Below are 16,376 nucleotides of genomic sequence, written 5' to 3' on the forward strand. Positions count from 1 at the left end.
TTGGAGGACATGTCGAACTCCAAAATGGATTCGAGGAGCCCTGGCCCTGTCGCTGGGACGTAGATGCGGATTGCCTGTCTAGTCGCCACGGGTGTACACCACCAGTTCGTCGTCGTATTCCCAGAACTCGTCAATGTGCCAAACCCTGGTGACTCTGTCGAATGGAATTTCACCCTTGAAGGCGATTTCCCTTTCGAAGGGGTGTGGGCTTTCTGGGCCGAGTTCATTGTTCACGTTGATGCCGCCTGCGGGGGATTCTATCTCGTAAACGTACCCGCCCGGCTTGGCGGCCGACAGGGCGAAATCAGCGGATCGCGATGTTGAAACGAAGTCGCTCGGCACGTGGTTTACGACGTAATCGAGCAGAGATACGTCGCTACCGGGGGCCAGTGACTTGAACCCCCCTGCCCTTCTGATCTCCTCAGGTGGTCTCATGTCGCCCCTGTAAAGGATTTCACCTTCTTGTGGACACGGTTCGGGAGCGAGGCCGAGGCGGTCCGTGCACACACTCGGATTTCTTACGTATGTGACCGGGTTTGGTGAGGGGGCCAATCCGAGGGGGTCGGGGCTGAAGTAACGGGCGCTCTCGGCGTCGTAGTACCGGAAGAAGTTGTAGTGAAGCCCCGTCTCCGGGTCGAAGTACTGGCCCGGGAAACGTAGTGGTGTGTACGCCGTGCTCGCCGACGCCCACGTCGTCGTGCCCCACAAGGTGCTGCGGGTGTGCCAGGCCAGGGTGCCCGACTCGTCGATCAGTTCTGATGGGGTGCCCACCAGGTCCGTGACGATGGTGAAGAAGCGCTCGTCGATGGCCTCTTGTGGGGCGTCACGGTCGAGGATGCGTTCCGTTTGGGTCAGGGGCTGGAGGCCCTTGTGGTCCCAGGTGAGCACTACCGGGTGGGGGAGGTCGGCTGACTCTGTCGTTTGTTCGCAGAGCGTTGTGCCGTCCCACGTGAACGTTGTCTCCTCCGTGGGCGACTTCTTGGCTATTCGGCGGCCCAAGGGGTCGTAGACGTAGCGCCACGTCGTGCCGTCCGGGGTCGTGACCGACGTGAGGCGGTCCTCCGCGTCCCACTCGTAGCGCCACGTGTCCGGCTTCCTCGACAGGCGCTGCCTCTGGCGCAGGACTACGCGGCCCTGGGCGTCGTGTTCGTAGCGGGTTCGGCCGGCCCGCGTGATGCGGGTGCCCGTGTAGGAGCGCTCGCCTGTGGCCTCCTGGCCCGGGTGCGTTGACGGCCATGTCGCCGACGTCTGGTTGCCTGCCTCGTCGTAGGCGTACTGCTCCGTCCAGTTGGTGGCTTCGACCCGTGTGACACGGCCCGCCTTGTCCAGGGTGAACCTGCGCGGACCGGAGAGTAGGTCGCTCACCCCCGTCAGGTTGCCGTCCGCGCTGTATGTGTACGTGCGCTGCTGGAGCAGGCTCTCCCTGCCGCTCACCTGCTGGCTCGTCAGGCGCCCCAGCGCGTCGTACGCGTGCGTCAACGTGATCGTGTCGCCCACGTGGCGGGACAGCTCCCTGCCCGCCTCGTCGTGTTCGAACGTCAGCGTGCGGCCCGATGTCGTCAGCTGGGTGCGGCGGCCCGCCTCGTCGTACGTCCACTCGCTCACCGCGCCCGTCGGCGTCGTGCGGGACGTCCTGCGGCCCAGCGCGTCGTAGCCGTACCTGAGTTCCCTGCCGTTCACCGTCTCCGACAGCAGGCGGCCGTAGCGGTCCCGTAGGTGGGTGAGCCTGACCCCTGGGGCCGTCGCCTCCGCCAGCTCGTCGAAGATGTCGTACGTGTAGGTGGTGACCGCTTCGCCCGCCGTCTTGCGCGTGACCTGGCCCAGCGCGTTCCGGTCGTAAGTGATCCGTTCGCCCAGGCCGTTCGTGCGGGCCGTGAGGGTGCCCGCCTCGTCGTGCTCGTACGTCAGGGTGCGGTTGTCGAAGTCCGTCTCCGAGACGAGGCGGCCCGCCTTGTCGTACTCGTATGTCCAGCTCAGGCCCTGCGGGTTCAGGACCTCCCGCAGTCGCAGCTCCGCGTCGTGCGTGAACTCGTAGCGGACGCCGTCCGGGCCCGTGCGGGCCTTCAGCAGGTCGAAGTGGGTGTACTCGAACCGCGAGACCCCGCCCATCGCGTCCGTGTGGCTGACGCAGTTGCCCTCGCCGTCGTACGTCCACGACTGCTCCGCGCCGTCCGGGTCCACTCTGCGCGCCGGCTTGCCCTCCGGGGTCCACTCCAGGCGCGTCACCGCGCCCAGCGCGTCCGTGACGGTCCTCGGGCGGCCGAATGCGTCCCGGGTGTAGTGGGTCCTCGCTCCCAGGGGGTCCTCGACCGTGATGGGGAGGCCCCTCGCGTCACACCTGACACTTGTCGTGTGGCCCAAGGCGTCCCGCACCGACGTGAGGCGGCCCGCCTCGTCGTACGTGAACCTCGTCGTCCCGCCCGACGGGTCCGTCACCGACGTGCGGTTGCCCCGCTCGTCGTACGTCTGGCGCACCACCCTGCCGTCCGGGTGCACCACCCGGAGAGGGAGGCCGAGGGCGTTGTACTCGGCCGTCGACGCGCGGCCGTCCGGGCGGACGACCTTCGTGAGGTTGCCCGCCTCGTCGTATGCGAGGCGTGTGGTGTGGCCCAGCGGGTCCGTGTGCGACAGCAGGCGGTTGTAGCGGTCCCGTTCGTAACGGGTCACCGCGCCCAAGGGGTCGATCTCGGCGACCACCTGGTGGGCGTCGTTGATCAGGTAGCGGTGGGTCGCGCCCGTGGCCGTCGTGGCCGTCGTGATCCGGTGGCCCGTCTCCGGGTCCGTCTCGTCGTAGGACAGGCGGAGGGTGAGATGCCCTTCCTCGCCGCCTTGCGCCAGGCACCTGTCCCGCTCGTCGTACGCGTAGTCGTAGCGGCTGCCGTTCGTGTCCGTCCACGACGTCATGCGGGCCCGCTCGTCGTACCCGAAGCGGAGGGGACGGCCCGAGGAGTTCACGACCTCTGTGAGGTGGCCTTCCGTATAGCCGTAGCGGAGGATCTGCTGATCCGTGCCGTCCGGGGCCCCGCCGGCCAGGTGCAGGGCCGTGACACGGCCCTCGTACGTCGTCAGCTTCAGGTGGTGGCCGCCACTGTGGACGATGCCCGTCGGGGCGCCCTCGGCGTCGTACTCGAACGTGATCCAGTTGCCGTTGCGGTCGTCGATCTGGCTGAGCAGGGCCCGGTGTCGGACACCTCCGCGAAGTGCCACGTGCGACCCGTCTCCGGTGCGGTGATCGTGTAGCCGCCGTCCGGCTCGCGGCTCAGCGGCCGGCGCGGGCCGTGGCTCGGCAGGACGGGGACGCCCGGCGCGGGGTGGGGGTAGGCCAGCAGCAGGCCGTCCTCGCAGACGAAGACGATTCCCTCGGAGTCGATCTCAAGGCGCTGGTCCGCCGTTGACGACCAGGACGGGCCGAACCACCTTCCCGCCCGGTAGTCCGACGCCGCCCGGCGGCGGAACACGAGCGGCAGGACGCCCGGGAGCGTGAGGTCCGTCTGGGACAGGAACATGGCGCCGGTCGCCACGTCGACCGGGTCACCGCACTTCTTGACGGAATCCTCCGTCCTGGATGCTCTGGTCGGATCCGTGACTCCCTGCCGCGCCGCCGCCCCCGCCCCGTCGTCCGCCCCCTTCCGCACACCGTTGGCCAGGGCCTTCGCCCCGCTGCCCGCGCCCTTCGTGCCCAGCAGTTCCGGCAGTAGCCGGCCGCTGAACTCGTCCGGGTCCTTCTTCGCCGCGTCCCAGGCGTTCTTCAGGGCCTGGTCCGGGTGGACTGCCGTGGTCGTGATCCCGGCCAGGGTCATGTTGAGGTTCTTGTAGTAGTCGGCCGGGTGGGTGAGGTTGTACTCGTCGAAGGGGTTGAGGGAGCGGACGAAGTTCGTGATGCCGACCGTGCCCTTGGCCACGCCGCCGATGAAGTGGGTCGCGCGGACGCCGCCCTCCGCGCCCAGGTCGGCGATGTCGAGGACGAGGCGGTCGGAGCCGGCCGGGGCCGCCGGGGCCTTCGACGTCGCGGCCTTCACCAGGTCGGCCGCCCTGTCCGCGGCCTCGTTGCGCTGGCGGCGGACCTCGTTCAGCAGGTCCCGCGCCTCGTCGCGGCGGCTCTGGCCCGGGTCGCTGAAGGGGGCGGGCCGGGGGAGGGGGGTGTCGGTCGTGCGGGCCTTGTTGTACGCGTCGACCTTGTCGTTGTACGACGCGACCGCGGCCTTCGACGTCTCCTCGCCCTCCTTGTACAGGGCGATCGCCTCGCGCGCCTTCGTCTGGGCGGCCGTCACGACGGACGCGTACGCGTCCAGTGCCGAGGCCGCGTCCCCGAACGCGTCCGCCGCGCGCAGCCAGTCCAGGGGCAGCGGGGCGAACTTCTCGCGGAAGGCGTTCGCCGCCTCGCCCTTCCAGTGCGAGGAGTCCAGGCCCTTCATTCCCTGACCGACCAGGTCGAAGGCGGCCTTGAAGTCGCGGAGGTTCTTGGCGGTCGCGGTGATCGAGGCCGCGCTGCCGTGGATCAGTTCCTTCGGGTCCTCGGTCTCGCCCAGCTGCTTCTCGCCGACCCGGGCGCCGAGCGCCGAGGCCGCCGCGTCGCCGAGGTCCTCGACCTTGTCCGCCCAGCCCTCCGCGCCGACGTGGTCCAGGACGTCCGCCGCGGTCTCGGAGACCCCGTCGATGATCTCGCCGGTCGTCCGCTTCAGGCCGTCCCAGCCCTCGCCGAGGGCGCCCACGGCCTTGTCGAACACGTCGCCCATCAGCTGTCCCCCGCCTGCTGCTGCCGCACCCGCCGGATCGTTTCGTCGGTGGGCTTCAGCCCCTCCCGCGACAGTTCCTCCATCAGCCGTCGCTCATCGGCGTCGTAGACCCCGGCGCCTTCCAGCCGGCCGGCGAACTCGTTGCCGACGTCGTACGACGTGTCCCTCCAGACCTGCTTGACCTCCGCGTGCGCCTCGGCGAACGACTCCTCGCTCCAGTCCGCCCCGTCGCTGGGCCGCTGATTGCGGATCTCGTCCCAGCTCTTGGCGGTGACCTCCTCCTCGCTGAGGTGCGGGTTGCCGTTCACGGCGTTCGTGACGATCTTGATCGTGCCCTTGACGTACTGGTCCTGCTCGTGGAGACCGCCCGCCGCCAGGCCGATGCCCTGGGCGAGGGCGTTGCCGCGCTGCATCAGACCCCGTACGCCCCACTCCCAGCGCTCGCAGAAGGACGTGAACTGGGCCGCCAGGCCGTCGTGGCCGAGTTGCAGGCCGGTGAGCGCCAGTTCCGAGACACCCCGGCCCGTGGTGGCCCGGCCGATCGAGCCGAGTTCCTTCAGCTCGCCGTGCGCCTTGTCGATGCCCTCCGCGAGCAGGCGGAGCGACTCCGCCGGTGCCGCGATATTCGGCTCGCCGCCGCCGCTCATTCCGTCCCCCCGAGGTCCACGGCCGCCGAGTCGGGTACGACACCCTCCACCGGCGGGAACACCATGCCGTCGTCGCCGCCCGCGTCCAGCGCCACGCCCGCCGGGCCGTCGACCAGCGGCACCATCACGTCGAGCAGCCGCGCGCCCAGCACCGTGCGGTACTCCCACGCGCGATCGGCCTCGCCCCGGGCGCGGGCGAACCGGGCCAGTGCCGCCTCGTCCGAGAAGGCGCAGATCCAGCGGACACCCCCGTGTTCCGCCGTCCACAGGCCGTCCGGGCCGCCGGAGCCCCCAGAGCCTTCAGAGTTGCCAGAACCTCCATAGCCTTCGGAGCCTCCAGAGCCGCCCGCGCCCCCCTCCGGTGCCAGCGGCACAAGTACCGCCGTACGGCGGAACTCGCCCAGCCGGGCCGCGAAGTCGCGGTCCACGCGGGGCGTTGCATCTGCGGCCACGGGAACCACCGGCTCCTCCGCCAGGTCCGCGAGCCTCGATCGCCTGGTCAGCGGCGTGGCCATGTCCCCCGGTCCGTCCCCCTGCGTGGTCATGGGGCGGATGATCACACGTACAGGTTTTCGACAGCAACGCGGCGCGCGGGGGCGGCTGTGCGGGTGGCTCGATGTGCGCGGTGGCGTGACGAGGTGATCGGTTTGCGTCGCGGGCACCTCCTGAAGTAGAGGACCGGCGCCTAGACTGGGCCCCCGACGGGCCTTGGACGAAGGGTGGTTGACGGTGCGTAAGGGATGGCTGATCGCCGGGGCCTTCGTGGGCGCCGGGATGTCGTTCGTCCTGCTGCTCGTCGTCGGGACCTACTCCGCCGCCGCCGGTCTCTTCGGCGGTGGTGGCGGCGGCGTCAAGGGCGCCGTGGGGCTGGCCAAGGGTGCTGTGCCCGCCGCCTACCAGCCGCTGGTGCAGAAGTGGGGCAACCTCTGCCCCGCCGTCAACCCGGCTCTGCTCGCCGCGCAGTTGTACCAGGAGAGCGGCTGGAACCCCCGCGCCCAGAGCCCCGCGCAGGCCCAGGGCATCGCGCAGTTCATCCCCGGGACGTGGGCGTCCCACGGGGTCGACGGCGACAAGGACGGGGACCGGGACGTCTGGGACCCCAACGACGCCATTCCGTCGGCCGCTTCGTACGACTGCTCCCTCGCCAAGTACGTGAAGGACGTGCCCGGCGACCCCACCGACAACATGCTCGCCGCGTACAACGCCGGCGCCTACGCGGTCATCAAGTACGGGGGCGTGCCGCCGTACAAGGAGACGCAGAACTACGTACGGATCATCCGCTCCCTGGAGAAGAGCTTCGCCCGCCCCGTCGGGCGCGTCGAGCCGTCACGGCAGGCCGCGGGCGCGATCTACTTCGCGCAGAAGCAGCTCGGCAAGCCCTACCTGTGGGGCGGCAACGGAACGCCCGAGCACGGCGGGCGGTTCGACTGCTCCGGGCTCACCCAGGCCGCGTACCGGACGGTGGACATCGAGCTGCCCCGCGTCGCCAACGACCAGTACAACGCCGGGCCGCACCCGTCCAGGGACGAGCTGCTCCCGGGCGATCTGGTCTTCTTCTCCGACGACCTGACGAACTCTCGGGCCATCCGGCACGTCGGCGTGTACGTTGGTGGCGGGTACATGATCAACGCTCCGTACACCGGTGCCGTGATCCGCTTCGACAAGATCGATACGCCTGATTACTTCGGTGCCACACGCGTGACCGAGGATGGCGCGAAAGCCCTGCCCCAAGGTCCCCGCGACGCCTGATTCGTCTCCTGTTGCCAGGGTTGCGGCTGGGAACACCCGAGCGGGCGATGGCCGGAACAGTGCGTTACATCGCAGCCCTGAGCTGGGGCGACCCGTCACTCTTCGATAACGTCATGGTGATCGTTCCGTGGACAGTGGAACGTACCCCTCAGGCAGGTCGTTCCCTGGACTGAACGACGTACCGCACAAGGCAAGGGGCCGCAGCAGATGGCTGGACTCGCATCGGACGGTTCGAACCCCGATGTCAGCCTGCTCTACGACATCAACGGGCTCGCCAAGTCCGCCCCCACCTGGTTCGACCGGGTGATGGAATTCGTCGGCGAGTACGGGATCCTGCTCGCCCTCGTGCTCGTCGTCCTGTGGTGCTGGTGGGGCGTGCGCAGGCGCGGCACGATCGAGGACTCCGTCTCCGGCCTCGCCGGAGTGGTGTGGGCCCCGCTCGCCGCCGGCATCGCCGTGCTCGTCAACATCCCCATCCGCGGCTTCGTCGAACGGCCCCGCCCCTTCCGCGACCACCAGGGGCTCGAAGTCCTCGTGGACGGGAAGACCGACTACTCCTTCGTCAGCGACCACGCCACGCTCGCCATGGCCATCGGCGTCGGCCTGTTCATCGCCCACCGCAGGATCGGGCTCGTCGCCATCGGCCTGGCCCTCGCCGAGGGCTTCTGCCGGGTCTACATGGGCGTCCACTACCCGACCGACGTCGTCGGCGGGTTCGCCCTCGGTACGGCCGTCGCCCTGCTCTTCGCGCCCGTCGCCCTCGCCCTGCTCACGCCGCTCGTCTCCGCGGTCGCCCGCTCCGAGCGCCTCGGTCGGCTCGTACGGTCACGGCGCCACCCCGCCGTCCGGCAGGAGCGGCACCAGACCCTCGACCTCGCCGAGCCCCGGCTGGAGGCCGGCGCCTCCGGCGAGAGCGACCTCGCCGCCTAGACACACCGGAGGCGGGACCCTCAGAGCGACTGCGGGAACGCGAACAGGCCCTCCGGGTCGTACCGCGCCCGCAGCCGCGCCAGCCGCGCCGCCGCGTCCCCGTAGTACGCCCGCCTCCAGTCCTTCAACTCCGGGTCCGTGTAGTTCTGGTACGCCGCCCCCGACGCGTAGCGCCCCATCGCCGCCCGCGCCCCGCGCAGCCAGTGCCGCTGCACCGACCCCGGCGTGCCCGGGCGCCACGACGCGATGTACTGCGCCAGCACCCGCGACCGCCGGTGCACGAACGCCGTCGCCAGCGGGTCCACCCGGTTCACCGCACCGCCCAGCGCGGTCAGCATCACCCCGCCGCCGCCCCCGCCCTGCGCCACCGTCGTCCGCGTGAAGGCCTCCACCGCGCCCGTCAGCGCCGCCACGCCCGCGGGCGGCAGGGAGCGGTCGAAGAAGTCCGACGCCGCCGCGTACGTCTCACGGCCCAGCGCCCCCTGCGGGCTGCGCCCCGGCGTCGTGCCCGGCAGCAGGCACTGGTCCGCCGTGAGCCCCGCACAGCCGGCGTACACCAGCATCGCGTCCAGGTAACCGCGCTCCCGCACCGCCACCGACGCCGCCGGAGCGCCCGCCCCGTCCGCGAGCCGGTCCAGGGCGTTCATCAGCTCCGCGCGGCCGCCCAGCGTGAACACCGTCACCGTGACCGTCGGCGTCCCGCTCCCCGCGCCCGCCGCCACGTGCAGGTTCGTCCACATCTCGTCCGGCAGGTCCGGGCCCCACTCCTGCCACGCGGCCACCACCGCACGCGCCCTCGACCAGGGCCAGTTGAGATACGCGGAGACCGTCGCGGGCGCCGGGTGCGTACGGAACCGCAGCTCCGTCACCACGCCGAAGGTGCCGTTCCCGGCGCCCCGCAGCGCCCAGAACAGGTCCGGGTGCCGGTCGGCGTCCACCGTCAGCCGGCGGCCGTCCGCCGTGACGAGCGTCGCGCCCGTCAGACTGTCGCAGGTCAGGCCGTACGCCCGGGAGGCCACCCCGTGGCCGCCGCCCAGGGTCAGGCCCGAGACGCCGACCGTCGGGCAGGAGCCCGCGGGGATGGTGCGGCCACGCGGCACGAGCGCCCGGTAGACGGGGGCCAGCTTGGCGCCCGCCCCGACGACGGCACCGTCCGCGCCGTCCGTCTCGACGCGGGACAGCTTCGACACGTCGACGACCAGGCGGCCGTCACCGCTGGACCAACCCGCGTAGGAGTGGCCGCCGTTGCGGATCGCGACCGGGACGCCGTGGCGACGGGCGAAGGCCAGGCACTCCCGTACGTCGTCCTCGCCCGCCACGTACGCGACGGCGGCGGGCCTCAGCGTGTCGAAACGGGTGTTGTACAGCTGCCGGGCGGTCGCGTACGCCGCGTCCTCCGGGCGTACGAGCAGGCCGTCGAGACCCTTGGCCAGCGCCTGCCAGTCCAAGCGGGCCGCCGAGGCCGTGGGCGAAGGGGTCGGGGAAGAGGACGGGGACGGGGACGCGGGCGGTCTTCGGGCGCCGCCGCCCCCGCCCGTGCAGGACGTCGTGGCGAAGGCAAGTGCCGTACCGAACCCTGTGGTGAGCAGCGCGCGCCGGTCCATGGCGTCACTGTCGCACGCCGTGCTCCACCTTCGACATGTGCGCGGCCGCATCGGACCGCGCCCGGTCGCGGGAGCGCCGTGCGGGCCCCGACCACCCGCAGGTGCACCGGGCGACGGCGAAGGAGCCGCGTTCCGTGGTGGTGGTCAGGTGCGGATCGCCCGGAACAGGCGGCTGTTGCTGCGGGTCATGCGGGTGCACACCTCCAACCGTACCCGGGGAATTGGTGTGCGTGACGGGGAGCCGGAGCGGTCGTTATCCGGGCGGGTGGGGGTCTCGGGCAGGCAGGGTCAAGGCGTTGGGGGTTGGCAGGCGATGGTGGTGCAGAAGCTCAGGCGCGGGGGCGGCGCGTTCGCCGTCGCCACGGCCGTGGCGGTGGTGGCCGCGACGCTCACGGGGCTCACCGGATGTTCCGGCGCGGCCGACGCCAGCCCACCGGGCCCCGGCCCCGGGCCGGCGGCCGAGGTCGTGCGCGAGGCCCCCGACGCGCTGACCCGGGCCGGCACGTCGAAGGCGCGGACGTCCATGGAGATGGCGGCCGGCGGGACCCGCGTGACCATCCACGGCGAGGGCGGCTACGACTTCCGCAGGCGCCACGGGCGGCTCCAGGTCGTCCTGCCGGCGGAACCCTCCACGGCCGGGAAGCGCCGGCCGATCACCGAGCTGTTCACGCCCGGGGCGCTCTACATGAAGAACCGGGGTGCCGGGGTGCCCGCCGACAAGTGGGTGCGCATCGACACCGCCACGCTCGCGGACGGCAACCTCGTCACGGGCGGCGCCACGGACCCGGCCGCGGCCGCCGAGTTGCTGCGCGCGGCGCGCCAGGTGACGTACGTGGGCGAGGCGCGGCTCTCGGGCGTGCAGGTCGCGCACTACCGGGGCACCACCGACATCGGCGACGCGGCGAAGGTGGCGTCGCCGCAGGTGCGCGGGGCGCTGGCCGCGGCGGCGAAAGGGTTCACCACGGACACGGTGCCGTTCGACGTGTACCTGGACGAGGAGGGCCGCCCGCGCAAGGTGCGGCACCGGTTCAGCTTCGCCAACCAGGGCCGTGAGGTGGCCGTCGCGTCGACGACGCTGCTGTACGGATTCGGGACGCCCGTCGACGTACGGCTGCCGCCGCGGGGGGACATCTTCGCGGGGAAGGTGGAGGGATGAGGGTGGTCGCCGACCGGCTCCGGGGGACCAGAAGAATGGTCCGGACGTGCCATGCGCGGTGTGTGTTCCGCTCCCTACGCTAGGAAGCCGACACCGGCTGGAAGAGGTGAACGCACGTGGCCCCGATCAGTACGACGACCGTCCAGGACCACGTCGCGCTCGCCGAGATCGAGCTGTGCGGTGAGCTGATCATCGCCGCTTCCGCCACGCAGGCGGACCGGCTCAGCGCCGACCGTATCGACGAGGTGCTGAACGTGATCCCGGGGGCGGGAGCGGGGACCGGCGACGACTGAGGCCCGGTCCCTTCGCGGGCCGCCCAGGGATGCTTTTCGGTCAGGTATGTCGTCAGGTCCGCATCATGCGGGCGATCGCCTTCGTCGCCTCTTCGACCTTCGCGTCGATCTCGTCGCCGCCCTTGACGGCCGCGTCCGCGACACAGTGGCGCAGGTGCTCCTCCAGCAGCTGGAGCGCGAAGGACTGCAGCGCCTTCGTCGACGCGGACACCTGCGTGAGTATGTCGATGCAGTAGACGTCCTCGTCGACCATCCGCTGCAGGCCCCTGATCTGGCCCTCGATCCGGCGCAGTCGCTTGAGGTGCTCGTCCTTCTGCTTGTGGTATCCGTGCACCCCGTGACCGTGGTCTCCGTCGGTGTGCGCGGGGGCCGCCTCGTGGCCCGAGACCGGAAGGCCGGCCGCCTCGGTGGTCGTCATCTGGTCCTCCCGTTGTCCACAAAGGGCCCTTATACCCCTCGTGGGTATATGGTACCGATCCTCGCCGGATCGTGCGGGGTCGGTTCGGTTCACTGTGCCTGATGGGCGACACTGAAGAACGCCGGTTCGCCGTGGCCGGATGATGCGCCTAGCATCAGCCTGACCGAATTCCATGCACCCGAGGGACCCCACGTGCGCTTTCGTCTGACCCCCAGGGAGACGAGCTTCTACGACATGTTCTCCGCGTCCGCGGACAACATCGTCACCGGCTCGAAGCTCCTGATGGAACTGCTCGGAGCGGAGGTGTCCGCGCGGGCCGAGATCGCGGAGCGCATGCGGGCGGCGGAGCACGCGGGGGACGACGCGACCCACGCGATCTTCCACCAGCTGAACTCCTCCTTCATCACGCCGTTCGACCGCGAGGACATCTACGCCCTCGCCTCGTCGCTCGACGACATCATGGACTTCATGGAGGAGGCCGTCGACCTCGTTGTCCTCTACAACATCGAGGAGCTGCCGAAGGGTGTCGAGCAGCAGATCGAGGTGCTGGCCCGGGCTGCCGAGCTGACCGCCGAGGCCATGCCGCACCTGCGGACGATGGACAACCTCACCGAGTACTGGATCGAGGTCAACCGGCTCGAGAACCAGGCCGACCAGATCCACCGCAAGCTGCTCGCCCACCTCTTCAACGGCAAGTACGACGCCATCGAGGTGCTGAAGCTGAAGCAGATCGTGGACGTGCTGGAGGAGGCGGCCGACGCCTTCGAGCACGTGGCGAACACGGTGGAGACCATCGCCGTCAAGGAGTCCTGAGGCTTCGTGGACACCTTTGCGCTGGTCGTGACCGTCGGGGTCGCGCTCTTCTTCACGTACACGAACGGCTTCCACGACTCGGCGAACGCCATCGCCACGTCGGTGTCGACCCGGGCCCTGACCCCGCGCGCCGCGCTGCTCATGGCCGCGGTCATGAACCTGGCCGGTGCCTTCCTGGGCAGCGGGGTCGCCAAGACCGTCAGCGAGGGCCTGATCGCCACGCCCCAGGGCGACAAGGGGATGGGCATCCTCTTCGCCGCGCTGGTGGGTGCGATCGTCTGGAACCTGATCACCTGGTACTTCGGCCTGCCGTCGTCGTCCTCGCACGCGCTGTTCGGCGGCATGGTGGGCGCCGCGCTGGCCGGGGGCACGGAAGTCATCTGGTCCGGGGTGATCGAGAAGATCGTCATCCCGATGTTCATCTCGCCGTTCGTCGGCCTGATCGTCGGCTATCTGGTGATGGCCGCGATCATGTGGCTGTTCCGGAAGGCCGGCCCGCACAAGACCAAGCGGGGCTTCCGCATCGCGCAGACCGTCTCGGCGGCCGGCATGGCGCTCGGCCACGGCCTCCAGGACGCCCAGAAGACCATGGGCATCGTGGTGATGGCCCTGGTCATCGCCGATGTGGAGCAGGCCGGCGACCCGATCCCGCTGTGGGTGAAGGTCGCGAGCGCGGTGATGCTGTCCCTCGGTACGTACGCGGGCGGCTGGCGCATCATGCGGACGCTGGGGCGCCGCATCATCGAGCTGGACCCGCCGCAGGGCTTCGCGGCGGAGACCACGGCGGCGTCCGTCATGTACTCGGCGTCGTTCATGTTCCACGCGCCGATCTCCACGACGCATGTGATCACCTCGGCGATCATGGGTGTGGGGGCGACGAAGCGGGTGAACGCGGTGCGGTGGGGCGTCGCGAAGAACATCGTGCTCGGGTGGTTCATCACCATGCCGGCGGCGGCGCTCGTCGCGGCGGCGAGCTTCTTCGTGGTGCAGCTGCTGTTCGGCTGACGTACCGCGTCCGCACAAAGGACTCGGGCCCGCCCCCTGGGAGTGGGGGCGGGCCCTTTCGTCGTGCGGTGGCACCGCCATGCAGCACCGCAGGACGGCTTTACCCGAAGCGGCCGGAGATGTAGTCCTCCGTCGCCTGCACGGACGGGTTCGAGAAGATCCGATCCGTGTCGTCGATCTCGATCAGCTTGCCGGGCTGGCCGACGGCCGCCAGGTTGAAGAACGCCGTGCGGTCCGAGACGCGCGCCGCCTGCTGCATGTTGTGCGTCACGATGACGATCGTGAAGCGCTCCTTCAGCTCACCGATCAGGTCCTCGATGGCGAGCGTGGAGATCGGGTCCAGGGCGGAGCAGGGCTCGTCCATCAGCAGGACGTCCGGCTCGACCGCGATGGCGCGGGCGATGCACAGGCGCTGCTGCTGGCCGCCGGACAGGCCGGAGCCCGGCTTGTTGAGGCGGTCCTTGACCTCGTTCCAGAGGTTCGCGCCCTTCAGCGAGCGCTCGACGATGTCGTTGAGCTGGCTCTTCTTGTACTTGCCGTTCAGGCGCAGGCCCGCCGCCACGTTGTCGAAGATCGACATGGTCGGGAACGGGTTGGGGCGCTGGAACACCATGCCGACCGTACGGCGCACGGCGACCGGGTCGACGTCCTTGGCGTACAGGTTCTGGTCGTCCAGCATCACCTTGCCCTCGACGCGGCCACCGGGGGTGACCTCGTGCATCCGGTTCAGGGTGCGCAGGAAGGTGGACTTGCCGCAGCCGGACGGGCCGATGAAGGCCGTGACGGAGCGGGGCTCGACGGTCATCGAGATGTCGTCGATCGCCTTGTGGGAGCCGTAGTAAGCGGTGAGGCCGCTGACGTCGATTCGCTTGGCCATCTGAATCACTTCCATTGTGCCGCGGTCAGCGGCCGGTCTTCGGGGCCTTCCAGCGGGCGATGCCGCGGGCCACCAGGTTGAGGAGCATGACGAAGGCGATCAGTACGAGGGCTGCGGCCCAGGCGCGGGCCACGGCGGCGTCGGTACCGACGGCGTACTGCTCGTAGACGTAGAGGGGGAGCGACGCCTGAGCGCCTTCGAACGGGTTCGGGTTGATCAGCTTCGTACCGAAGACCAGGAGCAGCACGGGGGCCGTCTCACCGGTGATACGGGCGACCGCGAGCATGACGCCCGTGGTGATGCCGCCGATCGCGGTCGGCAGGACGACCTTGAGGATCGTCCGCCACTTGGGGACGCCCAGCGCGAGGGACGCCTCGCGCAGCTCGTTCGGGACGAGCTTGAGCATCTCCTCCGTGGAACGCACGACCACCGGCATCATCAGGATGGCCAGCGCCATCGAGCCGGCGAAGCCGGAGGGCCCGAAGCCCAGCATCAGGTTCCAGGTGGCGAGGATGAACAGGCCGGCGACGATCGACGGGACACCCGTCATGACGTCGACGAAGAACGTCACGGCCTGGGCCAGCCGGCCCTTGCCGTACTCGACCAGGTAGATCGCGGTGAGCATGCCGATCGGGGCGGCGATGAGCGCCGCGATGGCGACCTGCTCGATGGTGCCCAGCAGCGCGTGGTAGACGCCGCCGCCGAAGTCGGCGTCGAGGACGCCGTTCATCGAGTGGCTGAGGAAGTAGCCGTCGAGGACCTCCATGCCCTTGCTGACCGTCACCCAGCCCAGGGAGGCGAGCGGCACGATCGCGAGGACGAAGGACACCCAGACGACGCTGGTGGCGACGCGGTCCTTGGCTTGGCGGGCGTTCTCGACCTTCGCGGTGATCAGGAAGGTGGCGAGGACGAAGACCAGGGCGGACACCAGGCCCCACTGGACGCGGCTCTGCCAGCCGGCCCCGAGGCCGATGCCGACGCCCGCGGCGATGGAGCCGGCGGCGATGGCGAACGGCGCCCAGCGCGGCATGCGCGCGTGGGAGAGTGGGGCGGAAGGGGGAAGGGGGGAGTCGGTCACGGGGCGCCGGTCCTCAATCATCTGGCTCATGCGTTGGCCCCCGAGTACTCCTTGCGGCGCGCGATGATCCACCGGGCCGCGCCGTTGACCAGCAGCGTGATGACGAAGAGGACGAGACCGGAGGCGATCAGGGCGTCCCGGCCGAATTCGTCGGCCTCGTTGAACTTCGCGGCGATGTTCTGCGCGAACGTGCCGCCGCCCGGGTCGAGGAGGTGCCCGGAGATGATGAAGCTCGGGGACAGGACGACGGCCACGGCCATCGTCTCGCCGAGCGCGCGGCCCAGGCCCAGCATGGAGGCGCTGATGATGCCGGAACGGCCGAACGGCAGGACCGACATCCGGATGACCTCCCAGCGCGTGGCGCCGAGGGCCAGGGCGGCCTCCTCGTGCATCCGAGGCACCTGGAGGAAGACCTCACGGGTGACGTTCGTGATGATCGGCAGGATCATGATCGCCAGCAGGATGCCGACGGTGAACAGGTTCCGGGCGACGCCTTCGCCGGACTTGTCGAAGATGTACGTCCAGCCCATGTACTGGTCGAGCCACTTGTTCAGGCCGTCCAGGTAGGGGACGAGGAAGATCGCGCCCCACAGGCCGTAGATGATGCTGGGCACGGCGGCGAGCAGGTCGACGACGTACGCCAGCGGCGCGGCGAGCTTGCGCGGCGCGTAGTGCGAGATGAACAGCGCGATACCGATGGCGATCGGCACGGCGATCACCATGGCGATGATCGAGCTGACGATCGTGCCGAAGGCGAGGACGGCGATGCCGAAGACCGGCGGGGAGCCCGCCGGGTTCCACTCGGACGTCGTGAGGAAGTTGCCCTCGTCCTTCGAGATCGCGAGGACCGCGCGGTACGTGAGGAAGACCGCGATCGCGGCCATGATCACGAGCAGGGTGATGCCGGATCCGCGGGACAGGCCCAGGAAGATCCGGTCACCCGCGCGGGAGGGGCTGCTGCCCTTGGGTGGGGTTATGTCGTTGCGCCCGGGAGGCGGCGTGGTGGTGGCTGTGGCCATCGTGATTCTCCGGTCTGCGGAGCCGTTGCGGCTCCTGGCGGCGGTGCACCG

At 70.1% G+C, this 16,376-nt stretch carries 14 protein-coding genes and 1 pseudogene; 6 read left to right on the plus strand and 9 right to left on the minus strand.

The features are described 5' to 3' along the window. Positions 1 to 78: 78 nt before the first annotated feature. The 3 genes and pseudogenes from ABEB09_RS34965 to ABEB09_RS17595 form a co-directional block, all read right to left on the minus strand. Positions 79 to 4,736 (minus strand): annotated as a pseudogene (locus tag ABEB09_RS34965) (putative T7SS-secreted protein). After that, the gene (locus ABEB09_RS17590; RefSeq protein ID WP_345690866.1) at positions 4,736 to 5,383 is read right to left on the minus strand and encodes a hypothetical protein; all 648 of its coding nucleotides are present in this window, start codon (positions 5,381 to 5,383) and stop codon (positions 4,736 to 4,738) included. The pseudogene ABEB09_RS34965 and the gene ABEB09_RS17590 overlap by 1 nt, the downstream one beginning before the upstream one ends. After that, a complete protein-coding gene (locus tag ABEB09_RS17595; protein ID WP_345690867.1) occupies positions 5,380 to 5,928 on the minus strand; it encodes an SseB family protein in 549 nt (182 codons plus the stop codon). The genes ABEB09_RS17590 and ABEB09_RS17595 overlap by 4 nt, the downstream gene beginning before the upstream one ends. A gap of 184 nt (positions 5,929 to 6,112) precedes the next feature. On the opposite strand from ABEB09_RS17595, the gene ABEB09_RS17600 reads away from it, so the two are divergent. Next, a complete protein-coding gene (locus ABEB09_RS17600) occupies positions 6,113 to 7,132 on the plus strand; it encodes a C40 family peptidase (protein ID WP_345690868.1) in 1,020 nt (339 codons plus the stop codon). Between the two features lie 207 nt (positions 7,133 to 7,339). Further along, positions 7,340 to 8,062 carry a phosphatase PAP2 family protein gene (locus ABEB09_RS17605; protein ID WP_345690869.1) on the plus strand — a complete coding sequence of 241 codons (723 nt, stop codon included), beginning with the start codon at positions 7,340 to 7,342 and terminating at the stop codon, positions 8,060 to 8,062. A gap of 20 nt (positions 8,063 to 8,082) precedes the next feature. On the opposite strand, the gene ABEB09_RS17610 is transcribed toward ABEB09_RS17605, so the two are convergent. Together ABEB09_RS17610 and ABEB09_RS17615 are read right to left on the minus strand one after the other, a co-directional pair. Next, positions 8,083 to 9,666: an FAD-binding oxidoreductase gene (locus ABEB09_RS17610; protein ID WP_345690870.1), complete on the minus strand. Its 1,584-nt coding sequence runs from the start codon at positions 9,664 to 9,666 to the stop codon at positions 8,083 to 8,085. 4 nt (positions 9,667 to 9,670) lie between these two features. After that, entirely contained in the window at positions 9,671 to 9,865 is a 195-nt protein-coding gene (locus tag ABEB09_RS17615; protein WP_345690871.1) for a hypothetical protein, read from the minus strand. Positions 9,866 to 9,979: 114 nt separating this feature from the next. On the opposite strand from ABEB09_RS17615, the gene ABEB09_RS17620 reads away from it, so the two are divergent. Continuing rightward, entirely contained in the window at positions 9,980 to 10,822 is an 843-nt protein-coding gene (locus ABEB09_RS17620) for an SCO4651 family lipoprotein (protein ID WP_345690872.1), read from the plus strand. Positions 10,823 to 10,938: 116 nt separating this feature from the next. Next, positions 10,939 to 11,115 carry a hypothetical protein gene (locus tag ABEB09_RS17625; RefSeq protein ID WP_345690873.1) on the plus strand — a complete coding sequence of 59 codons (177 nt, stop codon included), beginning with the start codon at positions 10,939 to 10,941 and terminating at the stop codon, positions 11,113 to 11,115. 52 nt (positions 11,116 to 11,167) lie between these two features. On the opposite strand, the gene ABEB09_RS17630 is transcribed toward ABEB09_RS17625, so the two are convergent. Continuing rightward, positions 11,168 to 11,533, minus strand: coding sequence for a metal-sensitive transcriptional regulator (locus ABEB09_RS17630; RefSeq protein ID WP_345690874.1), 366 nt, complete (start codon positions 11,531 to 11,533; stop codon positions 11,168 to 11,170). 192 nt (positions 11,534 to 11,725) lie between these two features. On the opposite strand from ABEB09_RS17630, the gene ABEB09_RS17635 reads away from it, so the two are divergent. Together ABEB09_RS17635 and ABEB09_RS17640 are read left to right on the plus strand one after the other, a co-directional pair. After that, on the plus strand, positions 11,726 to 12,346 hold the full coding sequence (locus ABEB09_RS17635) for a DUF47 domain-containing protein (RefSeq protein ID WP_345690875.1): 621 nt from the start codon (positions 11,726 to 11,728) through the stop codon (positions 12,344 to 12,346). 6 nt (positions 12,347 to 12,352) lie between these two features. Next, on the plus strand, positions 12,353 to 13,351 hold the full coding sequence (locus tag ABEB09_RS17640) for an inorganic phosphate transporter (RefSeq protein ID WP_345690876.1): 999 nt from the start codon (positions 12,353 to 12,355) through the stop codon (positions 13,349 to 13,351). Positions 13,352 to 13,451: 100 nt separating this feature from the next. On the opposite strand, the gene pstB is transcribed toward ABEB09_RS17640, so the two are convergent. From pstB to pstC, 3 genes are read right to left on the minus strand one after another with little or no spacing between them, the layout of a single operon-like run. Continuing rightward, positions 13,452 to 14,228 carry a phosphate ABC transporter ATP-binding protein PstB gene (gene pstB / locus ABEB09_RS17645; RefSeq protein ID WP_345690877.1) on the minus strand — a complete coding sequence of 259 codons (777 nt, stop codon included), beginning with the start codon at positions 14,226 to 14,228 and terminating at the stop codon, positions 13,452 to 13,454. A gap of 25 nt (positions 14,229 to 14,253) precedes the next feature. Next, on the minus strand, positions 14,254 to 15,336 hold the full coding sequence (gene pstA / locus ABEB09_RS17650; RefSeq protein ID WP_345690878.1) for a phosphate ABC transporter permease PstA: 1,083 nt from the start codon (positions 15,334 to 15,336) through the stop codon (positions 14,254 to 14,256). Continuing rightward, positions 15,333 to 16,325 (minus strand): phosphate ABC transporter permease subunit PstC, encoded by a 993-nt coding sequence (gene pstC / locus ABEB09_RS17655; RefSeq protein ID WP_345690879.1) that lies wholly within the window; start codon positions 16,323 to 16,325, stop codon positions 15,333 to 15,335. Before pstC ends, pstA begins: the two co-directional genes overlap by 4 nt. Positions 16,326 to 16,376: the final 51 nt, after the last annotated feature.

This window comes from Streptomyces coeruleoprunus (assembly GCF_039542925.1).
Taxonomy (GTDB): Bacteria; Actinomycetota; Actinomycetes; order Streptomycetales; family Streptomycetaceae; genus Streptomyces; species Streptomyces coeruleoprunus.

What these genes read in the sequence shown, in the direction of transcription:
- ABEB09_RS17590 (WP_345690866.1), bottom strand. Translation starts at nt 5,383, where the DNA reads ATGAGCGGCGGCGGCGAGCCGAATATCGCGGCACCGGCGGAGTCGCTC.
- ABEB09_RS17595 (WP_345690867.1), bottom strand. Translation starts at nt 5,928, where the DNA reads ATGACCACGCAGGGGGACGGACCGGGGGACATGGCCACGCCGCTGACC.
- ABEB09_RS17605 (WP_345690869.1), top strand. Translation starts at nt 7,340, where the DNA reads ATGGCTGGACTCGCATCGGACGGTTCGAACCCCGATGTCAGCCTGCTC.
- ABEB09_RS17610 (WP_345690870.1), bottom strand. Translation starts at nt 9,666, where the DNA reads ATGGACCGGCGCGCGCTGCTCACCACAGGGTTCGGTACGGCACTTGCC.
- ABEB09_RS17620 (WP_345690872.1), top strand. Translation starts at nt 9,980, where the DNA reads ATGGTGGTGCAGAAGCTCAGGCGCGGGGGCGGCGCGTTCGCCGTCGCC.
- ABEB09_RS17630 (WP_345690874.1), bottom strand. Translation starts at nt 11,533, where the DNA reads ATGACGACCACCGAGGCGGCCGGCCTTCCGGTCTCGGGCCACGAGGCG.
- pstB (WP_345690877.1), bottom strand. Translation starts at nt 14,228, where the DNA reads ATGGCCAAGCGAATCGACGTCAGCGGCCTCACCGCTTACTACGGCTCC.
- pstA (WP_345690878.1), bottom strand. Translation starts at nt 15,336, where the DNA reads ATGAGCCAGATGATTGAGGACCGGCGCCCCGTGACCGACTCCCCCCTT.
- pstC (WP_345690879.1), bottom strand. Translation starts at nt 16,325, where the DNA reads ATGGCCACAGCCACCACCACGCCGCCTCCCGGGCGCAACGACATAACC.